The following is a 20,437-nucleotide window of genomic DNA, read 5'->3' as shown; positions in this document are numbered from 1 at the left end:
CCGTCACGAGTTCCGTCCCACGGAGGGGTGCGTTCATGCTGCCGTCACAGACGTCCGGGTCCGGGTCCGGGCCGAGCCGCAGAGCCGTGGTCGCCTCGGGAGCGATCGCCGGGATAGGGGCCGCTGTCGGAGTCGGCACCGGCTCCGCGCACGCGGCCCCGCCCGCCTCGTCCGCCGCCGCCGCGGCGGACGAGGCGATCCTGCGCTCGGCCGCCCTCGAAGTGCGCGTCGCCACCGGCTTCCCGCGCGTCGTGTCGTACACCGACCGCAAGAGCCGCGCCGTCCTGCACGGCCAGCCCGACCCGGTCACCACGCTCCTCATCGACGACAAGGAGCACACGCCGAAGGTCACCGCGGACGTGCGCGGCGACCGGGCCGCGTACACCCTGACCCTCGACGGCGGCACCCGCATCGACGTGGAGATCGCGGTCAAGGGCCGCCAGGTGCACTGGCGCGTCACGAAGATCGCCGACACCGCCGCCCTGCGCGTCGGCACCCTGCGCGTCCCCGGCCTCGCCCTGCTCTCCGTCCGCAGCGACCAGCCCGGCGCCGCGCTGCTCGCCGCGAAGGTGCAGCTCGACAAGGCCAAGAGCGGCGACACCCTGGTGCGGCTCACGCCGGACACCCCCGCGGAGGCGGCCGGCGGCTGCGCGTACGCGGTGCTCGCGCACGACGAACTGGGCGGCGCCGTCGAGACCAACACCGTCTACGACAAGCCCACCGCGGAGACCAACTGGGAGAACGGCCGCCTGTGGCGCCAGACCGTGCGCAAGGACGGTCACGTCGAGGCCCGCCTCACCCCCGGCCAGTGGACCCACCGCGCCGCCACCTCCCCGGTCGGCGCCACCGAGCCCCTGCCGTACGCGACCGTCGTCGTCACCGGCGACCGCAACGGCGACGGCAAGGTCGACTGGCAGGACGCAGCGATCGCCTTCCGGGACATCATGGTCACCCCGCTCGGCGCCGACGAGCAGCACCTCCGGGTCGTCCCGCACATCCCGTTCAACTTCGCCTCGCAGGCCACCAACCCGTTCCTCACCACGCTCGACGACGTCAAGCGGATCCACCTGGCCACCGACGGCCTGCGCCAGTACACGCTCCTCAAGGGCTACCAGTCCGAGGGCCACGACTCCGCGCACCCGGACTACGCGGGCAACTACAACCAGCGCGCGGGCGGCATCAAAGACCTCAACACCCTGGTCCGCGAGGGCTCGAAGTGGAACAGCGACTTCGGCGTCCACGTCAACGCCACCGAGTCGTACCCCGTGGCCAACGCCTTCTCCGACACGCTCGTCGACAAGAAGAACGAGCAGTGGGACTGGCTCGACCAGAGCTACCGCATCGACCAGCGCCGCGACCTGGTCTCCGGCGACATCGTGCGCCGCTTCGCCGACCTGCGCCGCGACGCCCACCCGGCCCTCAACACCCTCTACATCGACGTGTTCCGCGAGTCCGGCTGGACCTCCGACCGCCTCCAGCGCACCTTCCGCGACCAGGGCTGGATGATCACCAGCGAATGGGGCCACGGCTTCGAACGCTCGGCCCTGTGGTCGCACTGGGCCACCGAGACCGACTACGGCCCCGACACCTCGCGCGGCATCAACTCCCAGCTCATCCGCTTCATCCGGCACCACCAGAAGGACGTCTTCGCCGACAAGTGGCCCACGCTGCTCGGCATCGCCCGCATGGGCAACTTCACCGGCTGGACCGGCAAGACCGACTGGACGAAGTTCTACGAACTGATCTGGACGCACGCCCTGCCTGCCAAGTACCTCCAGGCGCAGCCCATCAAGACCTGGGGCGAGCACGAGATCACGTTCTTCGGCCCCGGCGCCACCTCCGTCTCCGACGCCGACGGCGGCACGCGCCGCATCACCACCGACGGCCGCCTCGTCTACGACGGCGGCAGCTATCTGCTGCCCTGGGAGCCGCGCCGGGCCACCGACCCCACGAAGCTCTACCACTTCAACCCCGTTGGCGGAAAGACCAGTTGGGCCCTGCCCCGCGGCTGGTCCGGCGCCCGCAAGGTCGCCCTGTACCGCCTCACCGACCAGGGCCGCGTCTTCGTCGCCGACGTCCCCGTACGCGCCGGGAAGATCACCCTCGACGCCGCCGCCAAGCAGCCCTACGTCGTCCACTGCACCCGCGTCCGCCGCGCCGCCCCCGACCCCGACTGGGGCCAGGGCACCGCCCTGCGCGACCCCGGCTTCCACGCGGGCGACCTGGACGCCTGGCAGGTCAGCGGCCCCGCGTCGGTCGAACGCAGCAAGCTCGGCGACTACGAACTCGTCCTCGCCGCGGGCGCCGCGGCCTCCGTCAGCCAGCGCCTGCGCCGCCTCAAGCCCGGCACCTACGCCGCCTCCGCGCAGGTCGAGGTGGGGGAGAAGGCCGGACAGCGGCGCCGCGCCGCCCTGGAGGTCCGCACCGCCGACGGCGTCACCGCCGCCAACTGGACGCACACCTCCACCGCGGGCAACCACGTCGCCGCCGACCGCAAGCACGGCACCCGCTTCCAGCGCCTGTTCACGTACTTCACTGTCCCCGAAGGCGGCGGCCCCGTCCGGCTCGCCCTGCGCGCCGTCGCCGGGGACGCCCGCGTGCGCTTCGACAACGTCCGCGTCGTCCCCGTCGGCGCGCGGCCCCCGCTCGGCCGGGGCGTCCTCGCCCACGAGGACTTCGAGGACGTACCGCAGGGCTGGGGACCCTTCGTGAAGGGCGACGCCGGGGGCGCCACCGACCCCCGCACCCACATCGCGCAGCGCCACGCCCCCTACACCCAGCGCGGCTGGAACGGCAAAGCCGTCGACGACGTCGTGGACGGCACCCAGTCCCTGAAGTCCCGCGGCGAGAACGACGGCCTCGTCTACCGGACCGTGCCGCACACGGTCCGCTTCGAGGGCGGCAAGCGCTACCGGGTGTCGTTCCGGTACGAGAACGAGAAGGCCGGGCAGTACGCCTGGGTGACCGCCGTGGACGAGCCGGACGCACGCGAACTGTCCCGCGAGGCCCTGCCCGTGGCCACCGCCCCCACCACCCTGTCCTACGAGTTCACCGCCCCCGAGGGCGGGGAGGCGTGGGTCGGCCTGCGGAAGGTGGGGGACGACGGGAAGGCGGAGTTCGTGCTCGACGCGTTCGAGGTGCGGGAGGTCTAGGGCCTGTCGGATGGGCCGGGCGGGTCCGGGGCGGAGAGCGGGTTCGGGGGCGAAGAACGGGTTCGGGGGGCGCGGCCTCCGGACCCGGTCCCGGACCCGGACCCGGTCCCGGTCCCGGACCCGGTCCCGGTCCCGGACCCGGTCCCGGACCCGGACCCGGTCCCGGCTCCCGGTCCCGGCTCCCGGTCCCGGCTCCCGGTCCCGGCTCCCGGTCCCGGCTCCCGGTCCCGGCTCCCGGCTCCCGGCTCCCGGTCCCGGCTCCCGGTCCCGGCTCCCGGTCCCGGCTCCCGGTCCCGGCTCCCGGTCCCGGCTCCCGGCTCCCGGCTCCCGGTCCCGGCTCCCGGCCCCGGCTCCCGGACCCGGCCCCGGCTCCCGGACCCGGCCCCCGGACCTGCCCCGGCCCCCTTCCGCACCGCCCCGCGCGCCCCGCGCCTACGCGCGGTAATCCGCCACGTGATCCCCGGCCCACTCCGCGAACGTCCGCGCCGGGCGCCCCGTGACGTCCCGCACCGTCGTCGTCAGCTCCGGGTCGGAGCTGACGCTCTCCCCGAGGGACCGCAGCAGCGCCGGGAGCATCTCCGGCGGGACGTGCGCGAACATGCTCGCGGGCACCTCCTCCGGCGCTATCTCCTCGACCCGCAGCTCCCGGCCGACCGCCCGGCCCACCGCGTGGATCTGGTCCAGCGCGGTGACGTTCGCCGGGCCGGTGAGGGAGTGGACGGCGCCGGTGTGCCCGGCTGGATCACGCAGGGCGACGGCGGCGACGGCCGCGACGTCGGCCTCGTGGATCGGCGAGGACACCGCCCCGACGAACGGCCACCGGACCGTGTCCCCGGCGCGGACCTGCGGCGCCCACTGCAGCGAGTTGGTGCTGAACGCGCCGGGCCGCAGCGCCGTCCAGCCGAGCCCGCTCTCCCGGACCTGCCGCTCCAGCCGGGAGTGCGCGACGTGGAGGGGATGCTCGGTGGCATCGTCGTAGTCGACGATGATCGACGACAGGACGACGACGTGCTTGACGCCGCCGTCCCGCGCGGCCGCCAGCAGCGCCGGGGCGCCGTCGCCACCCGCCGCCAGATGCAGGAACAGGGCCGTCGCGCCCTCGAACTGCGCGGCCAGGGCGGCGGGTTCGTCCGGCCCGGCGAACCGCACCACCTCGACCCCGTCCGGCAGCTGCGCGCGCGCCGGGTCCCGGGTCAGGGCACGGACGGGGAGCTGGTCGGCGGCGAGCTGGGAGACGAGGGCGCGGCCCACGTTTCCGGTGGCACCGGTCACGACGATCACGGGAGGCTCCTTGAGGTCGGGACGACACCGGGCCGGGGGCGCACGCCCCCGGCCCGGCTCTGATCACCACCGACCCTAGGCGGCGGGCGGGGCCCGCCGGATCGTCACCAGGAAGTAGATCGCCCACACCGTCCTGGTCCGGCGGACCTAGGTCGCAGGACCCAAGCCCACCACGTCCGCCTCACGCCTCCTCGGCGCTCCGGCGCACCCGCAACGCCCGCTCCAGGTCGTCCAGTTGGTCGGCGAGGCGGCGCCGCAGCGCGGGCAGCACGTCGGTGCGCTGCAGGCACTGCCTGCCCAGCCGCAGCGTGTCCTCGTCGACGGCGAACACCGGGAAGGCGTGCCGCCCCGCGGCCTCGGCGATGGCGGGCCCGCGACGGGCGGCGAGCGCCACGGCGTCCTCGAAGTAACGCGGCACGTAGGTGTGGACGACCGCGTCCTGCTCCGGCTGCCAGAAGCCCTGCGCGGTCGCCGTGAACAGGTAGTTGGACAACTCGTCGGAGCCGAACATCGCCTCCCACGCGGTCCGCTTGGCATCGGCGTCGGGCAGCGCTGCCCGGCAGCGCGCGGCGCCCTCCCGGCCGGTCGCGCTCGGGTCGCGGCGCAGCTCCGCGGCAATGGCGTCCTCGTCGGTCGCCCCCAGCACCGCGAGCCGCCCGAGGACCCGCCAGCGCAGCTCCGGGTCCAGCTCGGGCCCGCCGGGCACGGCCCCCTGCGACAGCCACGTCGTCAGCGGCTCCGGCTGCGTCGCCGCGTCGATGAGCCCCCGCACCGCGACCAGCCGGAGCCCCGGGTGCGAGCCGTCCTCCGTACGCCGGATCACGTCCTGGCACAGCGCGTCCAGGACGGCCAGGGCGGCGCCGCGGCCGTCCGGCGGGGTGTAGCGCCCGGCGACGACGGCCGACGCGAACGGCAGCACACCGGAGACCAGCGCCAGATCGCTCTCGGCGGGCAGATGCGCGCGCGCCGCCTCCAGGAACGCGCCCGGCGCCAGGTCACCGTCACGCACCATGTCGCGCAGCGCGTTCCACAGCACCGCCCGGGTCAGCGCGTCCGGCACCCCGGAAAGGGACGTGAGGACGGTCTCCTGCGACACCTCGTCCAGACGGATCTTCGCGTACGTCAAGTCGTGGTCGTTGGGCACGATCAGCGCGGGCCGACCCCCGTCACGCGCCACCGCGGGCCCCTGCTCCGGCACGTCCGTCTCGTACCGCTCGCGCAGCACCAGCGCCTTCCCGTCCGACAGATCACGGTCGAACACACCGACGGCCACCCGGTGCGGACGGCTGCCGTCCCGCTCCAGGGCCAGCGTCCACGCGCGTCCGCTGTGCGCGACGGTCGGCGTGAACGAATCCACCCCCGTCGTCCGCAGCCACGCCCGCGCCCAGCCGTGCACGTCACGGTCCGTGGCGGAGGCGAGGTTGTCGATGAAGTCGGCGAGCGTGGCGTTGGCGAACCTGTGGCGCGCGAAGTGCGCGTTGATGCCCGCGAGGAAGTCCTTCTCGCCCAGCCACGCCACGAGCTGGCGCAGCGCGCTCGCGCCCTTGGCGTACGAGATCCCGTCGAAGTTGAGCATCGCCGACGCCGTGTCCGGCACCGCGTCCGGATCGGGAGCCACCGGGTGCGTCGAAGGGCGCTGGTCGGCGTCGTAGCCCCACGGCTTGCGGGCGATCGCGAAGTCCACCCAGGTGTCGGTGAAACGCGTCGCCTCATGAAGCGTCTGATAGCCCATGTACTCCGCGAACGACTCGTTCAGCCAGATGTCGTCCCACCACTTCAGGGTCACCAGGTCGCCGAACCACATGTGCGCCATCTCGTGCGCGACGACCATCCCGCGGATCTGCCGCTCCGTGTCGGTGACGGCCGAGCGGTACACGAAGTCGTCGCGGAACGTCACCAGACCCGGGTTCTCCATCGCGCCCGCGTTGAACTCCGGGACGAACGCCTGGTCGTAGGAGTCGAACGGGTAGGGCTCGGTGAACTTCTCCTCGTACCGGTCGAAGCACGCCCGCGTGATGTCGAACAGTTCGTCGGCGTCGGCGTCCAGATGCGGCGCCAGCGAACGACGGCAGTGGATGCCGAACGGCAGCCCCCGGTGCTCGGTGCGCACCGAGTGCCAGGGCCCCGCCGCGACCGCGACCAGATACGTCGACAGGGGCGGCGTGGCCGCGGCCCGCCACTCGCCCGCGCCCAGGTGCTCCGTGACACCGTTGGCCAGGACCGTCCAGCCCTTGGGGGCCCGCACGGAGAGCCCGAACACCGCCTTCAGGTCGGGCTGGTCGAAGGCCGCGAACACCCGCTGCACATCGTCCATGAACAACTGCGTGTAGACGTACGTCTCGCCGTCGCTGGGGTCGGTGAAGCGGTGCATGCCCTCGCCGGTACGCGAATAGCGCATCGCCGCGTCGACGCGCAGCTCGTGCTCGCCCGCCGCCAGACCCCGCAGCGGGAGGCGGTTGCCGGCCAGGTCCGCGGGGTCGAGCGGAGCACCGTCGAGCGTGACGGAGCGCAGCTCGGCGGGCTTCAGCTCGACGAAGGTGTCCCCGTCCGCGGCGGCCGTGAACGTGATCACCGTGCGGGAGTCGAAGGTGTCCTCGCCGGTGGTGAGATCGAGGGCGATCTCGTACCGCCGGACGTCGAGGAGCCGGGCTCGGGTCTGCGCTTCGTCGCGCGTCAGTACGGGCATCTGGCCATGGTGCCTGATCTGGCGGGGCGCCTGGGAGGGGGTACCGCCGGGGCGGGACCGCCGCGCGGACCGGGCGAGGCCGTCACGCGTACGGCGAAACCGGCCCCGCCCGACGCCTCAGCGAGCGGAGTCGCCGGTGTTGCCGATGTTGTCAGCGTCGCCGGTGTTGCCGGTGTTGTCCGCGATGCTCTCGTGGTGGCGGATGACCTCCGCGATGATGAAGTTCAGGAACTTCTCGGCGAACGCCGGATCCAGCTTCGCGTTCCCCGCCAGCTCCCGCAGCCGGGCGATCTGGCGGGACTCGCGGGCCGGGTCGGCCGGCGGCAGCTGGTGGTTGGCCTTGAGGTGGCCGACCTGCTGGGTGCACTTGAAGCGCTCGGCGAGCATGTGGACGACGGCGGCGTCGATGTTGTCGATGCTGTCCCGCAGCCGGGACAGCTCGGCGCGCACGGCGGGATCGACGGCGCCCCCCGCACCGCTGCCGGCCGCGCCGCTGTCGTCACTGGTGTGGCGTGTGGTCATGGCAGCCGAGCCTACGTGCCCGCACCCCCGCCACCCGAAGCGGCCGTGCCGTCGAACGACGTGAGCGTCGGCGGCCGCTCCGGGTCCGGCACCTGCTGCGACCAGCCACCGGGCACCGCCCGCCCCTGCTGCTCCCGGAACCGCACCGGAGCCGTACCGACCCGCCGCGTGAACAGCCGCGAGAAGTACGCCGGATCGTCGTACCCCACCCGCCGGGCCACCGCCGCCACCGGCAGCTCCGTCGCCGCCAGCAACTCCTTGGCCCGGCCGAGCCGGATCCCCAGCAGATAGTCCTTCGGACTGCACCCGGCACCCCGGCGCACCGCCGTCCGCAGCTCCGCGGGCGTCATGCCGTGCCGCGCCGCGTGCTCGGTCACCGACAGGGCCTTGAACGCGTCCCGGGCCAAGGACTGCAGCACCGGATCGCCATCGGGCGCGATGTCGGCACGGGCCCGGCGCAGCGCCACCAGGAGTTCGTGCACGGCGGCACTCGTCTCCACCTCCAGGAGCGGATTGCCGCGACGGGCGGCGCGCGCGATCCGGCCCACCACGGCCCGCGCCCCGTCCGGGTCGGCGAGCGGCACCACCGGCCGCTCCGGCTCGATGTAACCCAGCTCCGTGTACGTCACCGCGGCGGGCCCCGTGAAGTCCACGAAGCACTCGTCCCAGCCCGTCTCCGGATCGGCGCCGTAATGGTGCGCCACCCCCGGCGACAACCAGATCAACGCGGGCGCCGTCACCGACCTGCGCCGCCCGTCCGGCGCCCGGAACCAACCGCTCCCCGAACTGATCACCAGCGCCACATGGTGGTCCAGGGTGCGCGGCCCCACGGCGGGCAGCGTGCCGTGCTGCAGGCCCACACCGAGACACACCAGGCCGAGGCGGTGATGGACCGGGCTCGGCGTGAAATACCGCATCCAGGTGTGGTACATCCGCTGCTGCCCCTCTCGTCCCCGCGCCCGCCGCTTCCCGTACACCACCGGGCCGCCGCGCCGCGCGCTCGCCGTCACCGCATCGCTGCGTCCAACCCGGCTCGATCTTTGTCCATGGACCCTGCCGCCCGCCAGAGGCAATCGTGGCCGCAGTGATGATCGGGAGGGACACGATGGACGCCAGCCACCACGTGGCAGACGACGGACCGGACGCGCGCGGCGACAGCTTCCGGGTGGGCGCGGACGACTTCGAACTGGACGGCCGGCCCGTGCGGCTGCTCTCGGGGGCGCTGCACTACTTCCGGGTGCACGAGGCCCAGTGGGGGCACCGCCTCGCGATGCTGCGGGCCATGGGCCTCAACTGCGTCGAGACGTACGTCCCCTGGAACCTGCACGAACCCCGCCCCGGCGAACTCCACGACGTCACGGCCCTCGGCCGCTTCCTCGACGCCGCCCACGCCGCCGGACTCTGGGCCGTCGTCCGCCCCGGCCCCTACATCTGCGCCGAGTGGGACAACGGCGGCCTGCCGCACTGGCTGACCGCCGAGGTCGGCTCCCGCGTCCGCACCCGCGACGAGACCTACCTCGCGCACGTCGAGCGCTGGTTCGCCCGCCTGCTGCCCCAGGTCGTCTCCCGCCAGCACGACCGCGGCGGCCCCGTGATCATGGTGCAGGTCGAGAACGAGTACGGCAGCTACGGCTCCGACCAGGTCTACCTCCGCCGCCTCGCCGACCTCCTGCACACCCACGGCATCACCGCCGAACTGTGCACCTCCGACGGCCCCGAGGACCACATGCTCACCGGCGGCAGCATCCCCGGCGTCCTCGCCACCGCCAACTTCGGCTCCGCCGCCCCCGACGCCTTCACCACCCTCCGCCGCCACCGCCCCAAGGGCCCCCTCATGTGCATGGAGTTCTGGTGCGGCTGGTTCGACCACTGGGGCGCCGAACCCGTCCGCCGCGACCCCTCCGACGCGGCGACGGCCCTCCGCGAAATCCTCGACTGCGGCGCCTCCGTCAACCTCTACATGGCCCACGGGGGTACGAACTTCGCAGGCTGGGCGGGGGCGAACCGGGCGGACGGCACCGCGCCCGACGGCACCCCGCTCGGAGGCGGGCTCCACGACGGCGCCCTGCAGCCCGACATCACGTCCTACGACTACGACGCGCCCATCGACGAACGCGGCCGCCCCACCGAGAAGTTCTGGCTCTTCCGCGAAGTACTCGCCGCCCACACCGACGGCCCCCTGCCCGAACTGCCCCCGGCCCCCGCCGCCCTCGCCGCCCCCGCCACGGCCCGCCTCACCGACTGGGTCCCCCTCGACACCGTCGCCGACGCCCTCGGCACCCCCGAGACGGAACACGCCGTCCCGCCCACCTTCGAACAACTCGGCGTCGACCGGGGCCTGGTCCGCTACACCCTCGACCTGCCCGGGCCGCGCGAACCGTACCCCCTGACCGTGCGCGGCCTGCGCGACCGCGCCACCGTGTACGTGGACGGGGCCCGGGCCGGCGTCCTCACCGAAGCCACCCCCACCCTCCCCGCCCCCGTCCCCGGTCCCGCCCGCGTGACCCTCTGGGCCGAGTCCCTCGGACGGGTCAACTACGGGCCGAGGCTCGGGGAGACCAAGGGGATCACCGGGGGTGTCCTGCACGAACGGCAGTACGCGCACGGCGTGCGGGCCGTGGGGCTTCCCCTCGGCGCCTTCGACGACGCCGACGCGGTGCGGGGCCTGGCGGCCGCCGTGGGGCCCCGGGGGCGGGTCGGCCTCTACCGAGGGACGGTCGACGTGCGCGGCCCCGGCGACGCCGCACTCGAACTCCCCGGCTGGGGGAGGGGGTTCGCCTGGGTCAACGGCTTCTGCCTCGGCCGGTACTGGGACGTCGGACCGCAGGCGGCCCTGTACGTGCCCGGGCCGGTGCTGCGGGAAGGGGACAACGAGGTGTGGGTGCTGGAGGTCGAGGGGGTCAGGGGGAAGGCGGAGGTGCGGCTCGGCTGAGCCCCGCGGGGCTTTCCCCAGGCCCGCCCTGCCCGCCCCGGCGACATCTCAGCCCGTCCGGCGTTTGAGGACGAGGCCGCAGGCCGATCGGGGGCACGCTGTCCCACCCGAAGGGGACATCGGCGACAGGCCGGGGCCCGGGGGCGCAGCGCCCCCGGGTTCGGGAAGGGGCGGGATTGGGGAAAGCCCTCAGCCCTAACACCGCACCGCACCCCACCGCAAACCCCCCACAAGCCAATACCCCTTTCGGGTTTCGATCGTTGCGCTTTCCGGGCATGCCGTCCACCGTCCGTACAGGCTGGTGACCCCACCCGCACACCCGGAGGACAGCCATGAGCAGCCCCCCGCCCCTCGCCGGAGGACCCCAAGGCCCCGACGCCCTGCGGCCGCTGCTCGACACGGTCCTGGAGGCACTCACCGCGGGCGCCGGGGCCCGCGGCGGCCCCCTGCCGCCCGGCGGCCCGGACGCGGTGGCAGCCCGCGTCCGGGCCGCCGCGGGCGACCTCCTGCCCGACCAGGGCGCAGGCGCGGAAGAGGCCCTGCGCACCCTCGTGGGCGCGGTCACCGCAGGCGCGGCCGACCCCACCGACCCCCTCTGCGCAGCCCACCTCCACTGCCCGCCCCTGGCCCTGGCCACCGCCGCGGACCTGGCAGCCTCGGCCCTGAACCCGTCGATGGACTCCTGGGACCAGGCCCCCGCGGCCTCCGCGCTGGAAGCGATCCTCACGGACGCCATCGCCACGGAGGTGCACGGCGAGGGCGCCGACGCCCTCATCACGACCGGCGGCACCGAGTCCAACCAACTGGCCCTGCTCCTGGCCCGCGAGCAAGCGGCAGCCCACGGCCACCCCCTCCACGTACTCGTGGGCGCCAACGCCCACCACTCCCTGCGCCGAGCGGCCTGGCTCCTCGGCCTGCCGGAGCCGGTGACCGTACCCGCACCCGCCGGCGTACTCGACCCGGCCGCCCTGGACGAAGCCCTCACCGAACTCCCCGGCCAGCCCGGCCACTTCCTGGTCGCCGCCACCGCGGGCACCACCGACGCGGGCCTCATCGACCCGCTCACGGACATCGCCGACCTGTGCGCCGCACACGGCGCCCGCCTGCACGTCGACGCCGCCTACGGCGCGGGCCTGCTCTTCAGCGACACCCGCAGAACGAAGCTCCACGGACTCGACCGCGCCGACAGCGTCGCCCTCGACCTGCACAAACTCGGCTGGCAACCGGCGGCAGCCGGACTCCTCACCGTCCGCGCAAGCACCGACACCGCCGCCCTCACCCACCGCGCCGACTACCTCAACGCCGACGACGACACCGAAGCCGGACTCCCCGACCTCCTCGGCCGCTCCCTGCGCACCACCCGCAGACCCGACGCCCTGAAGATCGCCGTCACCCTGAAGGCCCTCGGCCGCACCGGGCTCGGCGACCTGGTCGACCAAGTCTGCGACCATGCCAGGGAGTTCGCCGACCTCGTCGCCGCCCACCCCGGCTTCGAGCTGTACGACAAACCGGCCATCAGCACCGTCCTGTTCCGGCCCACCGACGCCGACGACGACCACATCGCCCACATACGGAGGAAACTCCTCATCGACGGCACCGCCGTCCTCGGCCGCGCCCAACTCGACGGCCGCCGCTGGCTCAAAGTGACGCTGCTCAACCCGCACACCCGCCCCGAAGACCTCGCGGCCCTGCTCGCGCTCGTGGAAGGAACCACTCCCCGATGACGGCGACGCCCGACCTGCCCGCCCGGCCGCCCCAGGCACCCACCACCCCCACCGCACCCCGCGACCTGGTGGGCATCGGCATCGGACCGTTCAACCTGTCCCTCGCCGCCCTCGCCCAACCCCTCGACGGCGTCGACGCCGCCTTCTACGAACAGCGGCCCTCCTTCCACTGGCACCCCGGCCTCCTCATCGACGGCGCCACCCTCCAAGTCCCCTTCCTCGCCGACCTGGTGACCCTCGCCGACCCCGCGAACCCGTGGTCGTTCCTCAGCTATCTGCGCGCCCGCGAACGCCTCTTCCCCTTCTACTTCGCCGAGCGCTTCCACATCCAGCGCGCCGAGTACGACGCCTACTGCCGCTGGGTCAGCGAGAACCTGCCCGCGCTCCACTTCGGCCACCAGATCGACGCCGTCCGCTGGAACCCCGAACGGAGCCTCTTCGAAGTCGACTTCACCCAGCTCGACGCCGACGGCGAAGCCGAAGCCCTCGGCCGCACCCACGCCCGCAACATCGCCATCGGTGTCGGCACCGCCCCCTACGTACCCGAACCCCTGCGGCCCCTCGCCGACGCCCCCACCGTCCCCGTCATCCACGCCGCCGACTACCTCCTGCACCGCGACCGCTTCCTCACCGCCGAACACATCACCGTCATCGGCTCCGGACAGTCCGGCGCGGAAGTCTTCCTCGACCTGCTCCGGCACCGCCCACCCGGCGCCGAACGCCTCCACTGGCTGGCCCGCACCCCCGCCTTCGCCCCCATGGAGTACTCCAAGCTCGGCCTGGAACACTTCACCCCCGACTACACCCGCTACTTCCACTCCCTGCCCGAACCCGTCCGCGACCGCCTCGTCCCCGGCCAGTGGCAGCTCCACAAGGGCATCGACGCCGAAACCATCGCCGCCATCCACGACGAGCTGTACCAACGCACCCTCCACGGCGGCTGGCCCGACGCCGTCCTCACCCCCGGCGTCGCCGTCCGCACCGCCGGCCGCGTCGCCACCACCCGCGTCGAACTCCACCTGGAACACCTCGAACAAGGCAGCCGCTCCCGCATCACCACCGACGCCGTCATCCTCGCCACCGGCTACCGCGAACGCCCCCTCGACCAGCTCCTCGCCGGCCTCGACCCCTACCTGCGCCGCGACTCCTCCGAGCGCCCCCGCATCGACGAGCGGTACCGCCTCGTCCTCGACCCCTCCGTCACCGGCACCGGCAGCAACATCTACGTCCAGAACGCCGAACGCCACACCCACGGAGTCGGCGCCCCCGACCTCGGCCTCGCCGCCTGGCGCAGCGCCACCATCCTCAACACCCTCACCGGCAAGAACCCCTACCCGCTGCCGGACCGCACCGCCTTCACCAGCTTCGGCCTCACCGACCCCCGCCCCCGCACCCCGGACCAGCGCACCGCCACGCCCCACCCCAACCTCGTACGCCTCAAGAACTGACGCCGCGCCGCCTCCCCCCGGGAGCACCCACCGCCCCGGGAGCACCCAGCTCCGCGAGCGCACCCACCGGCGCCACCACCCGCCGCGACCGAGGGCACGACCACACGGCCACACCCTCGGTCACCGACGCGGCCAACGGATGCGAAGCCGGATGGTCCGGACACTCCGGCCACGTCGCGGGCAGCAACTGCGCGGCCAGCGCCTCCACCGCCCAGTCCTGCACCTGCTCCGCGAGACTCGCCACCTGCTCGGCCGCGGAACCCTCCGGCACCGCCACCCCCACGCCCGAGCCGTCGGCCTCGTACAGCACCACCAGCGGCTCGTCGTCGAAGTCCAGCTCCTCGCGGACGATCGGCCGCACCGCACACGTCGCCCTCAGATCGCGCTCCACGACAGCCAGCGCCACAGCCAGTTCCTCATTCATACGACCGAGGCTAGGGCCTGTCCGACGGGCCGGCGCGGCCCTGGACCTCAGAACACCGGCGTGCCCTCGCGCGTCAGCCGCCAGCCCACCGACGCGAACTCCGCCGGATCCACCGTGCCCTTCGCCTTCACCCACGCAATGATCGTGTTGCGGATCTCATCGGAATTCGCCCACACCTGCTTCGCGGCCGCCACATGCGGGAAATTCCCGCCACCACTCGCCCGGTAATTGTTCACCGCAAGCACGAACTCCGCCTTCGGATCCAGCTCCTTGCCCTCGAACTGCAACTTCACGATCCGTGACCCCGCCGCCTGCGCGACATCGATCTCGTACGTCACCCCGTACAACGCGTCATAGTTGTAATCCGGAATGCCGTCCGCGTTCGTCAACTTCGCCGGATCCACCGGCGCACCCACCGCCGTCCGCACGTAATAGCGCGCCGAGAACTCCAGATAGTCCTTCAACTGCGCACCCGTGATCACCCGCGCCTCCAACGTGTTCTCGAACGGATAGAGCCCCGCCGCGTCCCGGATCGTCACCTCACCCGCCGGCATCTTCGCCGTCCGCGAGAAACAGGAAGCCTGCGCGAGCACCGGCAGCTTCGCGTACACCCCACCCGCAAGCGCCGCCTTCACCGTCTCCGCCTGCACATGGCTGATCAGATCAATGATCGCCACATCCTTGTACGGGCCCTCGGCCGTGCCCATCGCCGCCTTCGACGTACCGATGACCTGGTTGACGTACGCCACGACCTTCTTGTGCTCGTCCCCCAACAGCCGCGTGATCCGCCGGTCCTCCGCCACCGCGTTGGAATTGAGGACCTTCGCCCCCGCCTTCACCACCCGCCAACGACCCTTCGACCACTCCACAGCGAAGTCGAACAACGTCAACCGCTGCCCCCACTTCAACGGCTCCGACAACACCACCTTCTTGCCGGTCTCCTTGTTCTCCACCAGATACTCGGGAATCTCCGTGTGCGCGTGCCCCACCAGAATCGCGTCGATCCCCGGCACCTGCTCCGCCACCAACGCCGCCGCGTTCTCGATGTACGGCAACTGGTCCCCGTACGACGACGTACCACTCGACCCCGAATGCGCCGACACGATCACCACGTCCGCACCCATCGAACGCAGCCGCGGCACCCACTTCGCCGCCTGCTCCTCAAGCCCCGGGAACGTCATCTTCCCCTGGACATTCGCCTTGTCCCAGATCGCGATCCCCGGATTCGTCAGCCCGAGCACCGCCACCCGCACATCACGGCCGTGCGGCGTACGAAGACGATGCATGCTGTACGGCGCGAACGCCGGCCGCTGCGTCCTCGCATCCAACGCGTTCGCCCCGAGCAGCGGGAAGTCACACTGCTCCTCGAACTTCCGCAACACCGGAATGCCGTAGTTGAACTCGTGATTGCCCAGCGCCGCCGCGTCATAGCCGATCGCGTTCATCGCCTGCGCCATCGGATGCACCGGACCCCGCGCGGCCGTGATCGGATCGACCTTCGCGTAGTAGTACGACAACTGCGTGCCCTGGATCGTGTCACCCGCGTCGATCAGCAGCGTATTGCGGCGCCCCTTCTCCTTGCGGACCGCCGACACCAACGTGGAGATCTTCGCCAGGCCCACATCGTTGTGGTCCTTGTCGTCGAACTCCTTGTCCGTGAAGTAGTCCCAGTTGAAGACATTGCCGTGCAGATCCGTCGTGCCCATCACCGTGAACGAGTAACGACGCGGACGCTTGCCCGCACGAGCCGCACCCGGCGCCACGGCCCCCTCGGCAGCCACGGCCGCCGGAGCGGCCACCGCACCCGCCAGCGCCACCCCCGCACCCGTCGCAGCGGACCGACCCAGGAACTTCCTGCGGTTCAGTGGCATCTCGGCTTCCTCCCACACGTCGTACAACATCGGCACACACACGTAACGCGCGTAGATTCTGACCCGCCCGACCCGCTCGCGACAGACCCGCCAGGTTTCGATCCGATGACTGTCCGGTGCCCGCCACCGGTGCGAGAGTGGCCCCATGACCACCGACGAGACCCCCCAAAGCGTCCCCTACGGCACCCCCGAAGCCCCCCGCCTCGCCGTCCGAGGCGAAGCCCGCCTCGAAGTCGACCCCGAAATCGCCCGCATCGGCATCACCGTCAGCGCCCGCGGCACCGACCGCCGCGACGCCCTCGCCGACCTCACCCGCCGCAACGCCACCGTCATCGACCTCGTCAAGTCCTACGGCGAATCCGTCGAACGCGTCGAGACCGGCTCCTTCTCCATCACCCCCGAACTCACCAAACGCGGCAAGGGCGAACGCGTCCGCACCTACCACGGCCGCGTCCACATCACCGCCGAACTCAGCGACTTCACCGCCCTCGGCGAACTCACCACCCGCGTCGCCGACCTGGACCTCACCCACGTCGACGGCCCCTGGTGGGCCCTGCGCCCCGACTCACCCGCCCACCGCCGCGCCCGCCAAGAAGCGGTCAAGGAAGCAGTCCAACGCGCCCGCGAATACGCCGACGCCCTCGGCACCGCCCTCGCCGCCCTCGTCGAAATCGCCGACATCGGCGCCGACAACGCCCCCTACACCGCCTACCCGCCCGCCCCCGGCATGGCCCGCGCCGCCTACGGCGGCGCCCCCGAAGCCGCCGCCCCCCTCGACCTCGAACCCCAACGCCAGTCCGTCTACGCCCAGGTCAACGCCCGCTTCACCATGAACCCGCCGCGACTCTGAGCCACCCGGGCACCCGACCGCGCACAGCAACACGGGCACCCGGCCACGCTGAGCAATGCGGCCTCCCGATCACGCTGAGCAACACGGCCGCCCGGCCACGCTCAGCAGCCGCAACCGTCGCAACTGTGAGACCACCACGCCCCGTTGACCTCTGAACGCGCTCATCAGAGCGAGCGTGCGCACACTTCAACACTTGTCAAGACCCTTTCATGCAAAGGACGTTGAGTAGTCACGCCCGGCCAAACCTCTACCCACCAGTAAGGCCTAGGCTCGAAGCATGCGCCGAGCGAAAATCGTTTGCACCCTGGGACCCGCCACCGACACCTACGACCAGATCAAGGCCCTGGTCGAGGCCGGAATGGACGTCGCACGCTTCAACCTCAGCCACGGCACCTACGCCGACCACGAGGAGCGCTACCAGCGCGTGCGCAAGGCCGCCGACGAACTCGGCCGCAGCGTCGGCATCCTCGCCGACCTTCAAGGCCCGAAGATCCGCCTCGGCCGCTTCCACGAAGGACCCGTACTCCTCGAACGCGGCGACGAGTTCACCATCACCGTCGAACCCGACACCCAGGGTGACCGCCAGCTCTGCGGCACCACCTACGCCGGCCTCGCCGAAGACGTCACCCCCGGCGAACGCATCCTCGTCGACGACGGCAAAGTCACCCTCGAAGTCACCGCCGTCGAAGGCCCCCGCGTCACCACCACCGTCATCGAAGGCGGCATGGTCTCCGACCACAAGGGCCTCAACCTCCCCGGCGTCGCCGTCTCCGTCCCCGCCCTCTCCGACAAGGACGAAGCCGACCTCCGCTGGGCCCTGAACACCGGCTTCGACGTCATCGCCCTCTCCTTCGTCCGCAGCGGCCGCGACATCGACGACGTCCACCGCATCATGGACGAGGAGAACCGGCGCCTCCCCGTCATCGCCAAGGTCGAAAAACCCCAGGCCGTCGACAACATCGACGACATCGTCGCCGCCTTCGACGGCATCATGGTCGCCCGCGGCGACCTCGGCGTCGAAATGCCCCTGGAGCAGGTCCCGATCGTCCAGAAGCGCGCCATCAAGCTCGCCAAGCGCAACGCCAAACCCGTCATCGTCGCCACCCAGATGCTCGACTCGATGATCGACAACTCCCGGCCCACCCGCGCCGAGGCCTCCGACGTCGCCAACGCCGTCATCGACGGCACCGACGCCGTGATGCTCTCCGGCGAGACCAGCGTCGGCAAATACCCCATCGAGACCGTCCGCACCATGGGCCGCATCGTCGAAGCCGCCGAAGAGGACATCCTCGCCAAGGGCCTGCCGCCGCTCACCGAACGCAGCAAGCCCCGCACCCAGGGCGGCGCCGTCGCCCGCGCCGCCGCCGAAATGGGCGACTTCCTCGGCGCCAAGTTCCTCGTCGCCTTCACCCAGTCCGGCGACACCGTCCGCCGCCTCTCCCGCTACCGCTCACCCATCCCCCTCCTCGCCTTCACCCCCGTCGCCGCCACCCGCTCCCAGCTCAACCTCACCTGGGGCGTGGAGACCTTCCTCGGCCCGCACGTCGAGTCCACCGACGCGATGGTCCAGCAGGTCGACGAGCAACTCCTGAAGATCGGCCGCTGCCAGAAGGGCGACATCGTCGTCATCACCGCCGGCTCACCCCCCGGCGTCGCCGGCTCCACCAACCTGGTCCGCATCCACCGCATCGGCGAGGACGACAGCCCCCAGTAGGGGCCCGCGCTCAGTACTTGGGGCCCACGTGGGCGTCCATGAGGGCTACTGAGGCTTTGCGGGCGACGGAGATGGTGACTGCGGCGCGGCTCTGGTGCAGCGGCTTCCACTCGATGCCGAGCTGGTCGAGGGTGGCGGTGTAGAGCCGGATGATGTCGGTGGACGTATTGGTGAAGAAGTACCTCGGGTACTCATAGCGTTTGCGTTCGCCGCCGACGACGCGGGTGGTCCAGTTGGTGACGCGGCACCCATCCGAGTGGATGAGCCCCCGGACGAACTCCCAGGGGTGGGCGTCGACCATCTCCTGTTGCCAGGGTTCGAGGGCGATCGTCCGCTCGTGCTTCCTGCCTGGCCCGTGCTGTGGGAACAGGCAGGGCCAGTGCTTGCTGGAGCAGGTGACGTACTGGCAGCCCTGCCGCTGGACGCGGCACACCTTGTTGGTGGGGCGCACGATCCGCATCGCCTCCGCGCAGGCATCGATCAGTCCGGGCCACGCGTCCGCGCACGCGATGCGCAGGAAGTAGACGCCCCGGCGGTGTCGGTTGATGCAGCCGTCGCCGAGATAGAGGCCCAGCAAGTACGCGTACGCGGCCTCGTTCTCAGGCTTGGCAGGGACGTCGCGGCATCGGGGGCACTCGGTGCCGCGACCGCCGAGCGGCTCCACGCGGATCTGCCAGGAACGGATCGCCGCGCGTGAGACACCGAGTTCCTTGCTCGCGGAATTGAGGCTGCGCCCTTGCGCGACGAGAGCCAGTGCTTGCCTACGCGTACCCATGTCGTACATGTGGCCGATACTGCGGCGGAGGTTCGCCCGTCGTGGCGAGAACAAGGATTGCCTACTCGATCAAGTGAATCTGATCGAATCGCAAGCGACCTTGGAATTGAAGGAAAAGTGCCCCGGGTCGGACTCGAACCGACACTGTATGGGTTTTGAATCCATTGCCTGCTGCCAATTGGGCTACCGGGGCCCACAGAATCGAAGGTTTCCCCTCACCCTGCGCGCATCCACCATACCGCAGCTAGGTACGCTCTTGGGAAGCTGTATCTGCCTGTACCGAGGAGCCCCCGTGACCACCCCCGAGTCGCCCGAGCCCGCTGACGTGTCCGACGAGCAGTCGCACGTTCCGCCGCTGACGACCCGTGTCGTCATCGCCGAGGACGAGGCCCTCATCCGGCTCGACCTCAAAGAGATGCTGGAGGAGGAGGGCTACACCGTCGTCGGTGAGGCCGGTGACGGTGAGAAGGCCATCGAGCTGGCCCGTGAGCACAAGCCGGACCTCGTCATCCTGGACGTGAAGATGCCCGTCCTGGACGGGATCTCCGCGGCGGAGAAGATCGCCGAGGAGTCCATCGCCCCGGTCCTGATGCTCACCGCGTTCTCCCAGCGCGACCTCGTCGAGCGGGCCCGCGACGCGGGCGCCATGGCGTACCTGGTGAAGCCGTTCAGCAAGAGCGACGTGGTGCCCGCCATCGAGATGGCGGTGTCCCGCTTCACGGAGCTGAAGGCGCTGGAGCAGGAGGTCGCGGATCTCACGCAGCGCCTGGAGACCCGCAAGCTGGTGGACCGCGCGAAGTCGATTCTGCAGACGGAGTACGGCCTGACGGAGCCGGCCGCGTTCCGCTGGATTCAGAAGACGTCGATGGACCGCCGCCTGTCGATGCAGCAGGTCGCGGAGGCGGTCATCGAGGACGCGGAAGAGAAGAAGGCAGCAAAAGGCTGAGCTCCCGGGCTGGTGAGGGCCTCGTTGGGGGCGCGGGGAACTGCGCGCCCAGCCCTCACAGACCGGCACCCAAAGAACGCACGAAGAGGGCGGTACCCCCGACATCGGGGGT

The 20,437-nt window shown here is 71.7% G+C and carries 14 protein-coding genes and 1 tRNA gene; 7 read left to right on the top strand and 8 right to left on the bottom strand.

What is annotated here, in order from left to right; all coding sequences use genetic code 11:
- Positions 1–35 precede the first annotated feature (35 nt).
- A complete protein-coding gene (locus IE274_RS17750; RefSeq protein WP_190116752.1) occupies positions 36–3,152 on the top strand; it encodes an endo-alpha-N-acetylgalactosaminidase family protein in 3,117 nt (1,038 codons plus the stop codon).
- Positions 3,153–3,584: 432 nt separating this feature from the next.
- Here the strand turns inward: IE274_RS17750 and IE274_RS17745 are convergent, their stop codons facing one another.
- The 4 genes from IE274_RS17745 to IE274_RS17730 form a co-directional block, all read right to left on the bottom strand.
- Positions 3,585–4,433, bottom strand: coding sequence for an NAD(P)H-binding protein (locus tag IE274_RS17745; RefSeq protein ID WP_190116751.1), 849 nt, complete (start codon positions 4,431–4,433; stop codon positions 3,585–3,587).
- A 181-nt stretch (positions 4,434–4,614) separates the two neighbouring features.
- Complete coding sequence (gene pepN, locus IE274_RS17740) at positions 4,615–7,119, bottom strand: aminopeptidase N (protein ID WP_190116750.1); 2,505 nt, start codon at positions 7,117–7,119, stop codon at positions 4,615–4,617.
- A gap of 117 nt (positions 7,120–7,236) precedes the next feature.
- Positions 7,237–7,641 carry a chorismate mutase gene (locus IE274_RS17735; protein WP_190116749.1) on the bottom strand — a complete coding sequence of 135 codons (405 nt, stop codon included), beginning with the start codon at positions 7,639–7,641 and terminating at the stop codon, positions 7,237–7,239.
- Between the two features lie 11 nt (positions 7,642–7,652).
- Positions 7,653–8,573 (bottom strand): helix-turn-helix domain-containing protein, encoded by a 921-nt coding sequence (locus IE274_RS17730; protein WP_190116748.1) that lies wholly within the window; start codon positions 8,571–8,573, stop codon positions 7,653–7,655.
- Between the two features lie 173 nt (positions 8,574–8,746).
- Between IE274_RS17730 and IE274_RS17725 the strand changes: the two genes are divergently transcribed.
- The 3 genes from IE274_RS17725 to IE274_RS17715 all read left to right on the top strand — a co-directional run bounded on the left by IE274_RS17725 (position 8,747) and on the right by IE274_RS17715 (position 13,745).
- Positions 8,747–10,573, top strand: a complete 1,827-nt coding sequence (locus IE274_RS17725; protein ID WP_190116747.1) for a glycoside hydrolase family 35 protein — start codon at positions 8,747–8,749, stop codon at positions 10,571–10,573.
- A gap of 332 nt (positions 10,574–10,905) precedes the next feature.
- Complete coding sequence (locus tag IE274_RS17720; protein WP_190116746.1) at positions 10,906–12,297, top strand: pyridoxal phosphate-dependent decarboxylase family protein; 1,392 nt, start codon at positions 10,906–10,908, stop codon at positions 12,295–12,297.
- Positions 12,294–13,745 carry a lysine N(6)-hydroxylase/L-ornithine N(5)-oxygenase family protein gene (locus tag IE274_RS17715; protein WP_190116745.1) on the top strand — a complete coding sequence of 484 codons (1,452 nt, stop codon included), beginning with the start codon at positions 12,294–12,296 and terminating at the stop codon, positions 13,743–13,745. Before IE274_RS17720 ends, IE274_RS17715 begins: the two co-directional genes overlap by 4 nt.
- On the opposite strand, the gene IE274_RS17710 is transcribed toward IE274_RS17715, so the two are convergent.
- Together IE274_RS17710 and IE274_RS17705 are read right to left on the bottom strand one after the other, a co-directional pair.
- On the bottom strand, positions 13,735–14,169 hold the full coding sequence (locus IE274_RS17710) for a hypothetical protein (protein WP_190116744.1): 435 nt from the start codon (positions 14,167–14,169) through the stop codon (positions 13,735–13,737). The two genes, IE274_RS17715 and IE274_RS17710, sit on opposite strands and share 11 nt — an antisense overlap.
- Positions 14,170–14,216: 47 nt before the next feature.
- Entirely contained in the window at positions 14,217–16,040 is a 1,824-nt protein-coding gene (locus IE274_RS17705; protein ID WP_190117047.1) for a bifunctional metallophosphatase/5'-nucleotidase, read from the bottom strand.
- Between the two features lie 145 nt (positions 16,041–16,185).
- On the opposite strand from IE274_RS17705, the gene IE274_RS17700 reads away from it, so the two are divergent.
- Positions 16,186–16,890: an SIMPL domain-containing protein gene (locus tag IE274_RS17700; RefSeq protein WP_190116743.1), complete on the top strand. Its 705-nt coding sequence runs from the start codon at positions 16,186–16,188 to the stop codon at positions 16,888–16,890.
- A 277-nt stretch (positions 16,891–17,167) separates the two neighbouring features.
- Entirely contained in the window at positions 17,168–18,604 is a 1,437-nt protein-coding gene (gene pyk, locus IE274_RS17695) for a pyruvate kinase (RefSeq protein WP_190116742.1), read from the top strand.
- A 10-nt stretch (positions 18,605–18,614) separates the two neighbouring features.
- Here the strand turns inward: pyk and IE274_RS17690 are convergent, their stop codons facing one another.
- Together IE274_RS17690 and IE274_RS17685 are read right to left on the bottom strand one after the other, a co-directional pair.
- Positions 18,615–19,388 (bottom strand): helix-turn-helix domain-containing protein, encoded by a 774-nt coding sequence (locus IE274_RS17690; RefSeq protein ID WP_190116741.1) that lies wholly within the window; start codon positions 19,386–19,388, stop codon positions 18,615–18,617.
- Positions 19,389–19,497: 109 nt separating this feature from the next.
- A tRNA-Leu gene (locus tag IE274_RS17685) sits at positions 19,498–19,572 on the bottom strand.
- A 99-nt stretch (positions 19,573–19,671) separates the two neighbouring features.
- On the opposite strand from IE274_RS17685, the gene IE274_RS17680 reads away from it, so the two are divergent.
- On the top strand, positions 19,672–20,325 hold the full coding sequence (locus tag IE274_RS17680) for an ANTAR domain-containing response regulator (RefSeq protein ID WP_030362911.1): 654 nt from the start codon (positions 19,672–19,674) through the stop codon (positions 20,323–20,325).
- Positions 20,326–20,437 lie beyond the last annotated feature (112 nt).

It is taken from the genome of Streptomyces flavofungini (assembly GCF_014650815.1).
Classification (GTDB): Bacteria; Actinomycetota; Actinomycetes; order Streptomycetales; family Streptomycetaceae; genus Streptomyces; species Streptomyces flavofungini.
The sequence above is the reverse complement of the archived record's forward strand: the minus strand, read 5'-3'. Positions and strand labels throughout refer to the sequence as shown.